Here is a 12,876-nt window from a genome sequence, read left to right as displayed (position 1 = left end):
ATTTAGTATGTGAGTCAAGCTATCTAGTGCTTGTTGTTTTTCATACTCCACTATAGCTTTTACGCATATCAGCAAATAAAAAAACTCGAGTTTTACCTCGAGCCTTTATAACTTATTTCTTTTCAATTAATTCGCCAGTTTGAGCATTGTATGAATACTCTAATTCAGGCACATCATGTCCGTGTAATTCAACTTCTACTACGTTCACTCCGTCCTTAACTGAGATTTCCCAAGCTGTGTTGTAATATTTATCTCTTCCAGCATCTTCAATTGCCTTCTTAGCTAAATCCATTGCCTTTGCAACAAGAGTTTCATCGATAAAGCCATCATTGTCAGAATCTTTTTCTTTTTCATCTCTTGTTACATCACCTGTTACAGGATCAATTTCAACTTCAAATTCTTCGGCTCCATTTGAACCTTGAACTTCATAATAGAATCCTTTGTCGTCGTCATTATCTAAAGATACAGATTCTATCTTTGCATCTGCATGAGCTTCTTTAAATTTAGCTACTGCTTCTTCAGGTGTAACTTTAATGTTTTCGTGAGTTGCTGCTGTTACTGCATCTGATTTTTCTTCAGCTTTGTCTTCCATAGCATTTTTAGCATTTTCAACTTTTTCTACTGCGGCGTTCTTAACTTCTTCTGCCTTATTGGCTGCACTGTCCGCTGCGTTCTTAGCTTGTTGTTGACAACCAACTAATGCCACAGATAGCGCTATTACGGATAATAATTTTTTATTCATAGTTCCCTCCCGTTCTTTCTACTTATATGCCCATATACGCAAACTATCAAACACCTTTTACAAATGATTTGTATATGGCTTCTATCGCCTTATCATAATCTTGTTCAAGTATTCCGACAATTATGTTGAGCTCTGATGAACCTTGAATAATCATTTTTATATTTATGTTTTCTGTAGCCAAGGCTGAGAATATCTTAGCAGATGTACCAACTCTATCTTGCATTCCTCTACCTACTACTGTTATAAGTGCTATTCCATAAGATATAGAAACTTTGTTAGGATTGCAGAAAGTTTTCAATTCTGAAATGATTGTGTCAGTCTTTCCTATTATCTGTGAACTTGGCACGATTAATGAAAGAGAGTCTATTGAAGATGGCATGTGTTCTAAAGTTACATCATTTACTTCTAAAACAGACATTACCTTTCTGTGAAATCCCTTATCTGAATTCATTTTTATTTTCTCTATATTGATTACGGCAAATTCTTTCTTACCTGTAACGCCAGTGATTTCTATGTCTGATTTTGTTCTCTCATCAGGCACTATCATAGTACCATCGTCTTCCGGAACAAATGTATTCTTTATCTGTATTGGAATTCCCGCTGATTGCACCGGTAATATCGCCTCTGCGTGTAGTACAGATGCTCCTGCGTAGGAAAGCTCTCTAAGTTCTCTATAAGTTAGTTCTCTAACTTCTCTTGGGTTTTGAACAATCTTAGGGTCTACTGCCAAGAATCCACTCACGTCAGTCCAATTTTCATATAGGTCAGCTTCTACGCCCCTTGCTATGATTGAGCCTGTTAAATCTCCGCCACCTCTTGAAAAAGTTTTAACTTTACCATTGATGTTTACTCCGTAAAATCCTGGTATGACAGCATATTCATGTTCTTCTCTCATTTTAGCTATGGCATTATATGTCTTTGTTTCATCTATATTTCCATTCTTATCGAAGAAAATTAATTCTTTAGCATCTACAAAATCATACCCCAAAAGTTTTGCTAAAATCTTTGCGTTTAAATATTCGCCCCTTGAAGCAATATAATCTTTAGATTCATTTGCCATGTTCTTAGTGAACTCTTCAAATTCTGAGTCCAAGTCTATTTCAACATTCACTTTTTCAATTATATCCTGGTATTTTTTCAATACTTTATTTAATATATCATCACTATTTATATTATTTACTGATAAATCATAAGCTAAATATAATAAATCCGTTACCTTAGTGTCAGAGCTGTTTACTTTCCCCGGCGCTGAAGCAACTATGTATCTTCTTGTTAAGTCGCTTTTTAAAATTTCTCTTACTTCTAAAAATCTATCTCCACTCGCTAATGAAGATCCTCCAAATTTTGAAACTTTAATCATGATATTCTCCTTTTGACACTTTTTGTATATATTACACTATTAGAGAAGTATTTTCATCTTTAATTACAATATTTTGAAAATTTATTTTTCTAAAAAAGGGCATAAAAAAACCTTGAAGAAAATTCTCCAAGGTTTCGCTCTGGTGCACCTTCACGGACTCGAACCGTGGGCCCACTGATTAAGAGTCAGTTGCTCTACCAACTGAGCTAAAGGTGCATACCTTTGATAACAAAGGATATTTTACACTTATTTTTTTATTAAGTCAAGCTTTTATTTTTAGAAATAGATTTTATTTTAATTTTTGTTTCTATTTTGAACATAAAAAAAGAGCCTAGGCATTTGGCTCTTTTCAATATCTAAGCTCTTCTTCCTAATTCAGCATCGTAGTGATACAATCCAGTCCAAGATTCGCCTAATCTTTCCATCTTTTCAACGATTCCTCTAAATGTATTTTCTTCTTCTACTTGCTCTTTGATGTATCCGCCTAAGAATTCAAGAATTTCATAGTTCTTTTCTTCTGTTGCTTTTTGATAAAGAGCTCTGATTCTTCTTGTAACTTCTTTTTCGTGTTCTAATGCTTGTTTAAATAACTCTGAGAATGTTCCATATTCAGTTGCAGGTTTTGCGATTGCTTCGTATTCTGGAACTGAATTTAAAAGGAATATGAATTTATAAAAATCCATTGCGTGTCCAAGTTCTTCTTTTGCTTGGAAATCCATGAAGTGTGCGAATCCTTCCATTCCCTTGCTCTTGCAATAAGAAGCCATAGCTGCATAAATATATGCACTGCTGATTTCAAAATTCATTTGTTCATTTAAGCCTTCAATTAAATTAGTCATATTTCCTCCTACTATAATCCCTACTAATTTGAGCCATATAACTCATAGACTCCGTATATTTTTACTTTGAGTTCTACCAACTTTTCAATAACTGCAGGAATTTCACTTGTTAAAATATTTAAACTCATTCCATTGTATTTTAGTTTTCCCAATCCATAATATTTAGAATCTACTGAATTAAAATTATCCAATAAAATTTTTATATTTTTATCCATGTCTCCTATCAGAAAGAAAATCTCTCTTTCTTCGTCAGTTCCTTGAATATTTATTTTATTTATCAACAAAGTGTTGTCCATTAGTCATCTACCTCTCTGGAAATACTTTTACCCCTTTTAAGCTTTAATAAACTCTTTATTCTGAATATCCTAAATTATCTACTGCTATATTAACCCCATTGGCTTTTAGCTTTATATATTTGATTTTATTTTTATCTACACTAAATTCGTCAATAGGTATTCTAACTGTTTCAAAAGAACCTTTATATGAGTAATCTTCTGTCAGCTGTTGCAATTTTGAAGTCTCAACTTTTATCTTAGGTTGTAGCTCGATATAGTCTCCCACTTTGACACTCTTTGAGTTTCCAAAGTCATCTATCATCTCAACTTCTAAGTCAGTGCCCTTGTAATTATATTCCTTATCTAGAACCATAATATCCATGTTCAAATATTTTTTAGTCGGCACAAATGTATCGAAGCTAAAAATATATTCTCCACTTCCACTTAGAACCAACGCATTGTCTTCTGTGTCGAATCCTCCGATATAGCTACTCTCTTCTGTCACAATCAAATCATCAAATCTCGTCTTGCCGTAAATAAAAGTAGTCAAATCGTAATCTTCATCAAAATTTGCAATGGTATTGAATGATGAATTTTGATATCTGCTCCAGACAGGAGTTGCGATGTCTTTGTAATCCTTTGGATTTTTAATAATATCTAAATCCCCTGTGTGGAAGAAACTCGCTTTTAAAAATTGTTCTATTAATGAACTCGCTATCTTTTGTTGGTGTTCTTCTTCTAAAAGAGACGCTCTATTTAAAAACCAACTCTTTGGCGGATCCGTATCCCCTAACCACTCAGAATTAAATCTGCCGTGGTTTGCATATCCAATGTATAAAGCGGCTTTAAATGCATCTCCCATAAGAGATGCATTGTCATATATTTTCATACCACTAAATCCATCTACATCTGAATCGTGAGTTCCGTGTATGGTTAGAAAATTAACTCCTCTAAGTCTCAAATTTTTATCCGCAGGATTATATTGATCCACCGTTGGTGCTATTGCCACTACAGCTTTTGCATTGAAATCATATCCTATTTCTTTGCCATTGTCCGGATTATACTTTAAATTTAGTAATTCAGCTGCTATACTCGCCGCTTCTCCACCTCTTGAATGTCCTATAAAAGCAATTTGTTCTCTATCAAACATATTGTCAAATTGTCCTTTATTTTCACTGTTGTTTATTAGATATTCAAGGTTGTCGAGTAGTAGATATGCTCTTGCATCATTTTCATTTTTCAAACCAAACTTCAAAAATCCGTTTAGCATATTCATATCTACACTCGCCATTGCTATGCCCTGTCTTGCAAGTTGCTTGCCCAAGTAGTCATAACCCAAATAGCTTGGTGTTGTAAATCTGTGGTTGCCATGCGCTAAGACAACAAGCGGCACATTGGTAGCTCCCTTCGGATACCACAATCTCCCCTGTATTGGAACTTCATTTAATGTGGTCTTAAAGAATTTATCTCTAACCCACTTAGTCTTTCCTGAATACTTTACATAAGGTCTTAAATTCACCGAATTTCCCTTATAGTCTACGTATTCTGCCGAATATATTATCTCTTCATCAATTGTTTTGTTAGCTTCTTTATCTGCAACATATCCATTTTCATTTCCTGGATAGATTACGAATAAAAATCCCAAAACCACTACTATCAAACTCAAAACCGTAGTTATTATAGGCAATGCTTTTTTATTTTTTAATGCACTCAAACTCTTGGCAAATACCATCAGCAAAAGCGTAATTACAATAGCCATGACTATTTCCTCGAACTGAGTCCAATCTTCATCTGCAATGTCTTCAATAAATCTGTAACTTATAACTATCCCAAGTATTAAAAACACTAAGTTGGAAGTTCTCATTCGCTTAGCTATCAAGGCCAAAATTTTAAATACAAATACACATAGACTAATTGCTATGTAGAATAGAATGGAAGTTCCTATAAATGCAACTGCTGTTGGAATCTCCAAATCTGCTATATAAAAATAAAAATCTGTAGCCAACAATCCCGCAAAAATTGCTTTTAAAATTCTCTCTGCCGGTTTTACTCGCCCATATTGAGAACTAAAAAAACTTTGAATTTTTGCAATTATTCTTATAAGTATCGCTTTAATTTTCATAAAAAAGGGCGGTTTTCCCGCCCATCACTCCTTCTCAAGTTCTTTTAATTCTTCAGGTCTTGCCTCTTCATCTTTTAGCGTCGAAGTCATACCTAAGTAATTTTTGTTATATTTACCTGTTCTCTTAACTTCTCCTATTTCATAAAGTTCTATTTCAGAGTCTTCTTTATCTGAGAACATAACTTTTACCAACTCTTGAATTGTATAAGTAGATATGACAGTTCCCTTACCTTCTTTAGTTTCTACTATTTCTCCAATTCTTGGCATTTTTTTAATTATGCACTCATAACCATCTTGTTCATATTTAAGACAGCACATAAGCCTTCCACAAACCCCCGAAATCTTAATTGGATTTAATGAAAGTCCTTGGTCTTTTGCCATCTTTATAGATACCGGACTAAACTCTGATAAAAATGATGAACAACAAGTTTCTCTTCCGCAGCAGCCAAGCGCTCCTACTACTTTTGCCTCATCTCTAACCCCAATTTGTCTAAGTTCTATTCTAGTTCTAAAAATAGTCGCAAGGTCTCTTACAAGCTCTCTAAAGTCAACTCTGCCCTCTGCTGTAAAATAAAATAATAACTTTGATTTATCAAATGTATACTCAGCATTTATCAGATTCATTTTCAATCCGTGGTGTTCTGCTCTGTCTTCAAAGATAAGCATTGCCTCTCTTGCTTTGTTTCTATTGTCTATATGTTCAGATTTATCTTCTTCTGTTGCAATCCTTAAAACTGGCTTTAATTCAGATTTTATCTCTTCTTCGTCAATACTCTTTTTAGTTACGACTTTACCATATTCCAAACCTCTAATAGTTTCAACTATTACGTCATTATCTATTTCTGCATTAGTTTCATTTGGATCAAAATAATAAATTTTACAAGTTTTTTTAAACCTGACGCCCACTACGTCTAACACTATATTCCTCCTATAAAAAGTTGGCCAATGGTCAACTCAAAATTTGCATTATCTTTTAAATATTTTTGTGTCTTTTGGACTTGTTTGTACATCCTTATGACTTCTTTTGTAGATATATTTTGTTTTTGAATGTAATTTAACTTATCTATATTGATATAAAATTTATCGTCTATATTTTCATTAAATATAATTACATCTCTTAAAAAAATACTGTATATATTAAAAAATTCTTCTAAATTTTCTTTGTTTTCTTCAAAAAAAGGCATCTCTCTAAAAGGATCTGTCTTCAAATTTATAAGTCTGTCTATTAGTTCAAAACTCTTATCTCTAAATGCAATCGCAGATGGATCTGTTGCATATCTCATCGCTCTCTTTATAGAACCAACTGCTATTTTAGAAAATAGCTCTGCATTTTGTGCATCTAAACCAATATTTTGAACTAAAAATTCACTTATTTCTTCATCATCAACATCTTTAAACTTTATAAGCCTACTTCTTGATGAAATAGTTGGCAGTATATTAGTAATTGATTTAGCTATTAAAATTATCTTTAAATATTCTTCAGGTTCTTCTAAAGTTTTTAAAAGAGCATTCTGTCCACTAATGCTCACATTTTCAAAGCCATCTATTATGAAAACTTTATATCTTCCAGAATAAGGATTTTTTTTGGCTTCACCAATCAATTCTTCTATCTGTTCTTTTTTTATAGAGCTTCCTCTTAGAATATGTAAATCCAGAGTATTCTCACCAAGTATTCTTTTTGCAAAAGCCTTCGCAAGTGTAAATTTTCCAACGCCTTCGCTCCCTAAAAAAAGATATGCATGGTTTATATCCCCTGTGTTTATATTCTTTTCAAGCTCTAACTTCGCATCTCTATTCCCTACGAAATCTATTAACATTAAATTCTCAAATTATCTTCAACGTCCACTACGAAAATTGTAGCTCCTGAAACGTCAAATTCTCCCTTTTCAGTTTCGATATGTTCTTCTTTTGTTATTTTTTTGAATATAGAATAAACTTTTTCAATCTCAGATTCTTCGCAACCTAAAAGCAAGGTTGAGTTTCCACTCTTAAAAAATCCACCTGATGAAGAAATCTTAGTTACATAAACTCCTTCGTCATAAAATCTATTCATGATTTCATCTATAAATTTGTCTTGCACTATGGCAATCATCATTTTCATAATTTAAAACCTCTTAAAATCTTCTACGTTTAAAACAAATGAAGTAGCTCCACCAACAGTCACTTTTATCGGCATTGGTAACATTGCTGTGCCTGGTATATTTATAGTCTGTATAGTTTTAGTAACTTCTCTTGTCTTTGCATTATTTTTTACAACTGTTAGATACTGTTCAACCTTGCCATCCTCAACTCCAGACAATAGCGTTGAGTTTCCACTCTTCAAGAACCCTCCAGTAGTACTCATCTTTGTAACTCTGAATCCTTCTTTTGTGATTTCTTCGGTTAGTTTTTCAGCATCCACGTCTTGAACAATTGAAATTATTAGTTTCATTTTCTATCCAACCTTTCCAAAATAACATCCATACAGTTTTGGAAAACTTCTTCCACTGACTGTGTCGCATCAATTACGGTGTACCTGCCACTTTGAATTAAACTTCTGTAGCCTTCTCTTACCCTTGAGTGGAACTCTCCCTTTTCAAGCTCAAGTCTATCTCCACCTTCTTTTAATTTTCTCTCTACAGAATTGTTTTCCTTTACATCAAATAGGAAAGTTATATCCGGTGCAACCTCTCCAACTGCAAAATCATTTATCTCTTGGACGCTTTTTTCTCCAAGTCCCCTTGCATATCCTTGATACACCAAAGAAGATACAATAAACCTTTCACATATTACTATTTTACCCATTTTCAGTGCCGGTTCTATCAACTGTTCAACATGTTGCGCACGAGATGCTGCATAAAGCAACGCCTCTGTTCTCGATGTCATGTCAACATTGTTATTATCTAAAATAAAATCTCTGATCTTCTCAGAAATCTCTGTTCCGCCCGGCTCTCTGGTCTTTATACATTCAAATTTCTTTGAGAGCTCAGCGTACACTTTATTTGAAATCGTAGTTTTTCCGCACCCATCCGGGCCTTCAAAAGCTATGAATAAACTCATTTAACTACCTCTACCTTACTTTCTACAACTCCTGAAAGTTTGGGATATCTCTTCAGCTCTCTGACTACCTCTTCAGTAAACTCTTCTCCATAAGCCACAATAGGAACTCCCGGCGGATATAGCATCACCATAGAGCTTGAAACTCTGCCCACTGCCTCTTCTATATCTACCATTTCACTTTCACTCTCAAAAGCTTTCTTGGGAGACAATACAATCTTTGGACTTATCTCTTTATAGTCTCTGTCTATATAGTCATATTCTCCAACCGAAATTTCCTTTAAAGCATTCTCTAAGTTTTTAAAATCTTCAGTTTCATCAACTACAGACAAGATGCAAAGAGCATAGTACAAATCCCCCATCTCTAATCTTATATTATACCTTAAAGCTAACTCATTCACAACGTTAAGCCCACTGTTGCCGCGAGTTCTAAAAGCCAATTTTAAAATATCCATATCAGCTATTGAATTGTCTTTAATCTCTAAAAATTCAACCTCTTCTCTTAAATGTTCTTTAAAATTATCTACTTCTCGCTCAATCTTTTCAAATCCACCAGTGTTTTCTAAGTATGCAACTCCAAATTCACTAGACAACATAGATAGATATGACGGCGAAGATGACATGAGTAGACTCATCATTTTAAGCACTCTACCGTGCTCTATTTCACAATTGATGTGGAGCATTGACGAGCCTGTCAAACTCGGCAAAGTCTTATGTGTAGAATGCACCACTACATCTGCATACCTAACAGCAGACAACTCACTCTGTCTTGAAAAAATCAAATGTCCACCATGCGCCTCATCCACTATTAACTTGCATCCATGCTTATGCACAACTTCCGACAACTCTTTTAAATTCAAAATCATTCCATAGTAGTTTGGACTGGTTAAAACTACAACTTTTATACTTTTATTTTCATTTAATTTTTTATCAAGTTCCTCTGTTTCTATACCAAGTAGCAATTGTTTTTCAACATCAAACTTTGGACTTATATATTCCAAATTCAAGTCAAATTGCACAGCGCTATTGTATATAGACTTGTGTGAATTTCTCTGCACCAAAATAGTGTCCTTAGATTTTGTCAAAAGAGTTATTGCTATCTTTAGTGCCATGGTTGAGCCCTCCGTTATAAAATAACTTCTCTTTACTCCATAGACCTTTGCAATCTCTTCTTCACTCTTTAAAATACACTCTTCCGGTTCCATCAAGTTGTCAGCTCCAACAACTTCTGTTATATCATCTCTAAAATCAAAATCGTATATATCTTTGGACTTATGACCTGGCATTGAAAATGCAGTCTGTCCTCTCAAACTCTTTAATGCTTCGTAAATATATCTCTTCATAATTCCATTATAGTTAATTTTAAAAATTATTTCGATGTTTAAATAAAAATGAATCTTAAAATATTTTTAACTCTCTCCATAAAAAAACAGCAAGCTAAAAGCTTACTGTTCTATAAATCAATTTTCTCTTTTATATCTATATACCATCTAAATCAAGTGTCGTAGAAAAATAATCACAACCATAAATCTTTATCCGAAAGTTCTTCCAACAAGATGGTTTTATATTCCTCGTCAAAAAGAGTAGTAAAATCATTGGTTAACGCTACTAAATTTTATATCTATTCAGGTGGATTGTTAGCGACAAATTTGAATTTATCTATTCTTCAAAAGATTTTAATAAATTAGATATTTCTTTTTCATCATAGATATCTCCTGATGAAATGAACTTCTCTATTTCGAGATGACCATCTTCAAAAACTTCAATTTCCCATCTTTCGCCAGGCACAACCACCTCAATTAAAACTGAATCTCTTATTCTTGCTAGTTTATAAAAAATATTTTTATCCTCTAGTTTTTTAAGAATACTGAATAAATTGTTCATAATCTTGCCCCTCATAAATTATAGTTTATCTCTGTATTTACTCAAAACAATTATTTCTTTCCTTGTAATCTTTTGATACCACTATCATTAAGCTTTTCAAGTGACATCATCTGAGTTCTTGCAATCTTTCTAAGTTCTATCATTCTTTCTTTTTGATCAATCCTTTTACCAATTAAGATTGCATTGTAGCTTTCCATATTTGCAAGCACCAATAACTCGTTCAGACTTGCGTAATCTCTCTTATTTCCTTTTAGGTCTTGATTTTCTTCACGCCACTGTTTTACTCTTTTATTAAATAAGGCAACATTTAACATATCTGCTTCACTTACGTATTTATAGGATAACTGTTCGTTGGTAAGATCCTTTAAGAGATATTCTTTGATTGCGTCTGTATGAATTTTATAGTTAACCTTAGAAATTTCTCGATTAAGATTCCAATTTAATTATAATTTTGAGTTTTCATCTGACTTAATCCTTTTATAATCTTGGATTAAATATAGTTTAAACTCTGCTGAAATCCATGAAGCAAATTCCATTGCTACATCAGGATGAGCGAACGTTCCTCCTCTCCCAGATTTAGAAACAATGCCAATCGCATTTGTGTTTTCAGTCCATCTTTGAGATGATAATGTAAATGCATTTGTTCCTGTTTCCTTTCTAAAGGAGTCGAATTCGACCCCTTTAAAATTAGGATTGTGAATAGTCTCCCAAAGACCAATGAATTCAATTGTATCTCTTACTCTTAGCCAGTTTTTAACAACATCTTTAGGTTCATGTGCATTCTTATATCTCGCAATATCCGTAAGACTTATATAATCGTTTTTAAAATCTTCTGTATACACTTGAATAGCAAAACCTTTTGCTTCAATAGTTTATTTTTTTATTTTAGACATTTGAGTTCCTCCTCTCTGTTAATACACTATTAATATAATTTTATTTTCTCAAAAATTCTTTCAATCAATCTATTAAGCATTTTCATAGTTTCTTCAATTTAGTAGCAGCTCTAAAACCCTTACTTTTCTATTTACATCTTAAGCTATCCACCAATCTCCGCTCGGTGCTCGATATAGACTTCCTAATTCTTCAGATATTACATCTCCGTCAACATTTTTCACTATTACTTTTTCATAGTATTTATATTCGCTTGTGGCACAATTGGTTTTATCATCCCTTCCTTCTTCAATCCATGAATTAAAATATAGTTTTTCATCTTCTATAAATTGTATTGACTCATTTTCTTTTTTAGGAATTTTAAATTTCTTTGGATAATAGCATTCCACTTCTTCATCACTGCTCACTATGTAAAGTGGATTTCCTATAATCACAAGATTGTATAGATTTACCTCATTCATCTCTAAACTTACTACTTCTTCTAAAGACTCATTTGGAAAACACCTAAATAGCTTCACTGTTTTTTTATTATAGTCACCTTGTAAAAAATAATACATTCCCTCCACAAAGACAGGGGCTCCGTAGACTACATTTTGCATTTTCTCAAATGGTTCATATACATCTCCGGTTTCAAAATCATAGAATATAATTGTAGAACCTTGATAGCCTCCATACTTTGCCCATTCAATCAAATCGTAAAAATCTGTCATATCAGATATAGCAAATGCAAATCTATCTTGTCCTATAATCTTTTCAATATTTATTCCCATAACTTTTTTAAATTGTTTTATCATATCTTTTCCTCTATTTAAAATACTTATATTTATTTTAATGCAAATAAAAAGGCTCTATAATATCTGTTGGGGAGTAAATCTCTAACAGATATTTTTATGCAGATAATTTATCATAACAAGTGCAACATAAATAAACTCATAGCTAATCAGCTGTGTTAATATGTAAGTGACCAAACAAAACATATTAAAAGGAGTGATTAACTATGAGCTATAACCATCTTACCATAGAAGAAAGATCTTGTATTTACCAATTTTTAAATTTAGGAATGAGTATAAGGAAAATTGCACAAGCACTTAAAAGGTCACCTAGTACAATATCTAGAGAAATTAAAAGAAATTCATCTAAGATAAAAGTTAGTAGGGGAAGTTACACTAAGTACTTTCCGATAAAGGCAAATGATAAATATATTGATAGAAGAAAAGACTGCCATAGAAAAAGTAAATTTTCTAAAGATGTTATTGATTATTTAACTGTAAAGATTAACGAACATTGGTCCCCTGAACAAATATCAAATAGAAACACAAATGAGATTCATGAATTACCATCTACATCAACGATATATAGAATGATACACGCCAAAAAGCTGCCAAAAACTAGTATGAAAAATTTGAGAAGAAAAGCTAAATTTAAAAGGCCAGCAGAAAAAAGAGGAAAATTCAATGATAAAGGTAGAACAATTAAGAAAAGACCTAAAGAGATATACAGAAGGCAAGAATTAGGCCAACTGGGAAGCAGATACAGTGGAATCAGGCAGATTAGATCATAAAAGGAAAAGTAGATGTTGTTTCGTAACTTTAGCAGAAAGAAAATCTAGATATTATATAGCAATCCTCGGAGTGGAAGTGGATGTTCCAATGGACATGAAATACAACGATGAATGGTCTGATCCACCTTTACACATAGATCTTAAAAAGGGACTTCAAACTTTAAAT

General features: G+C 32.8%; 13 protein-coding genes, 1 tRNA gene and 2 pseudogenes. 1 reads left to right on the top strand and 15 read right to left on the bottom strand.

Annotated elements, in window-relative coordinates; all coding sequences use genetic code 11:
* Positions 1–112 precede the first annotated feature (112 nt).
* The 15 genes and pseudogenes from B8869_RS09680 to B8869_RS09610 form a co-directional block, all read right to left on the bottom strand.
* Complete coding sequence (locus tag B8869_RS09680) at positions 113–742, bottom strand: PepSY domain-containing protein (RefSeq protein WP_084231418.1); 630 nt, start codon at positions 740–742, stop codon at positions 113–115.
* Between the two features lie 46 nt (positions 743–788).
* Positions 789–2,102: an aspartate kinase gene (locus B8869_RS09675; RefSeq protein WP_200805999.1), complete on the bottom strand. Its 1,314-nt coding sequence runs from the start codon at positions 2,100–2,102 to the stop codon at positions 789–791.
* Positions 2,103–2,242: 140 nt separating this feature from the next.
* Positions 2,243–2,318, bottom strand: a tRNA-Lys gene (locus B8869_RS09670).
* Positions 2,319–2,458: 140 nt separating this feature from the next.
* On the bottom strand, positions 2,459–2,941 hold the full coding sequence (locus B8869_RS09665) for a ferritin (RefSeq protein ID WP_084231416.1): 483 nt from the start codon (positions 2,939–2,941) through the stop codon (positions 2,459–2,461).
* Between the two features lie 23 nt (positions 2,942–2,964).
* Positions 2,965–3,237, bottom strand: a complete 273-nt coding sequence (locus B8869_RS09660) for a hypothetical protein (protein WP_084231415.1) — start codon at positions 3,235–3,237, stop codon at positions 2,965–2,967.
* Positions 3,238–3,292: 55 nt separating this feature from the next.
* The gene (locus tag B8869_RS09655; protein ID WP_084231414.1) at positions 3,293–5,338 is read right to left on the bottom strand and encodes an alpha/beta hydrolase; all 2,046 of its coding nucleotides are present in this window, start codon (positions 5,336–5,338) and stop codon (positions 3,293–3,295) included.
* A gap of 24 nt (positions 5,339–5,362) precedes the next feature.
* Positions 5,363–6,256: a PSP1 domain-containing protein gene (locus B8869_RS09650; protein ID WP_084231413.1), complete on the bottom strand. Its 894-nt coding sequence runs from the start codon at positions 6,254–6,256 to the stop codon at positions 5,363–5,365.
* Positions 6,256–7,155, bottom strand: coding sequence for a DNA polymerase III subunit (locus tag B8869_RS09645; RefSeq protein WP_084231412.1), 900 nt, complete (start codon positions 7,153–7,155; stop codon positions 6,256–6,258). The genes B8869_RS09650 and B8869_RS09645 overlap by 1 nt, the downstream gene beginning before the upstream one ends.
* The gene (locus B8869_RS09640) at positions 7,155–7,439 is read right to left on the bottom strand and encodes a cyclic-di-AMP receptor (protein WP_084231411.1); all 285 of its coding nucleotides are present in this window, start codon (positions 7,437–7,439) and stop codon (positions 7,155–7,157) included. Before B8869_RS09640 ends, B8869_RS09645 begins: the two co-directional genes overlap by 1 nt.
* Before the next feature lie 3 nt (positions 7,440–7,442).
* Positions 7,443–7,769: a cyclic-di-AMP receptor gene (locus B8869_RS09635; RefSeq protein ID WP_084231410.1), complete on the bottom strand. Its 327-nt coding sequence runs from the start codon at positions 7,767–7,769 to the stop codon at positions 7,443–7,445.
* Positions 7,766–8,377 carry a dTMP kinase gene (tmk, locus tag B8869_RS09630; RefSeq protein ID WP_084231409.1) on the bottom strand — a complete coding sequence of 204 codons (612 nt, stop codon included), beginning with the start codon at positions 8,375–8,377 and terminating at the stop codon, positions 7,766–7,768. Before tmk ends, B8869_RS09635 begins: the two co-directional genes overlap by 4 nt.
* Positions 8,374–9,717 carry an aminotransferase class I/II-fold pyridoxal phosphate-dependent enzyme gene (locus B8869_RS09625; RefSeq protein WP_084231408.1) on the bottom strand — a complete coding sequence of 448 codons (1,344 nt, stop codon included), beginning with the start codon at positions 9,715–9,717 and terminating at the stop codon, positions 8,374–8,376. The genes tmk and B8869_RS09625 overlap by 4 nt, the downstream gene beginning before the upstream one ends.
* A 316-nt stretch (positions 9,718–10,033) precedes the next feature.
* Complete coding sequence (locus B8869_RS09620; protein ID WP_084231407.1) at positions 10,034–10,258, bottom strand: hypothetical protein; 225 nt, start codon at positions 10,256–10,258, stop codon at positions 10,034–10,036.
* 50 nt (positions 10,259–10,308) lie between these two features.
* Positions 10,309–11,127, bottom strand: a pseudogene (locus B8869_RS09615) (KilA-N domain-containing protein).
* A 162-nt stretch (positions 11,128–11,289) separates the two neighbouring features.
* Positions 11,290–11,943 (bottom strand): hypothetical protein, encoded by a 654-nt coding sequence (locus tag B8869_RS09610; RefSeq protein WP_084231406.1) that lies wholly within the window; start codon positions 11,941–11,943, stop codon positions 11,290–11,292.
* 203 nt (positions 11,944–12,146) lie between these two features.
* Between B8869_RS09610 and B8869_RS09605 the strand changes: the two are divergent.
* Positions 12,147–12,876: pseudogene (locus tag B8869_RS09605) on the top strand (IS30 family transposase); the annotation flags it as partial.

Source organism: Peptoniphilus asaccharolyticus DSM 20463 (genome assembly GCF_900176115.1).
Taxonomy (GTDB): Bacteria; Bacillota; Clostridia; order Tissierellales; family Peptoniphilaceae; genus Peptoniphilus; species Peptoniphilus asaccharolyticus.
Note: the sequence above shows the minus strand (reverse complement) of the source record. Positions and strands in the feature narration are given on the sequence as shown.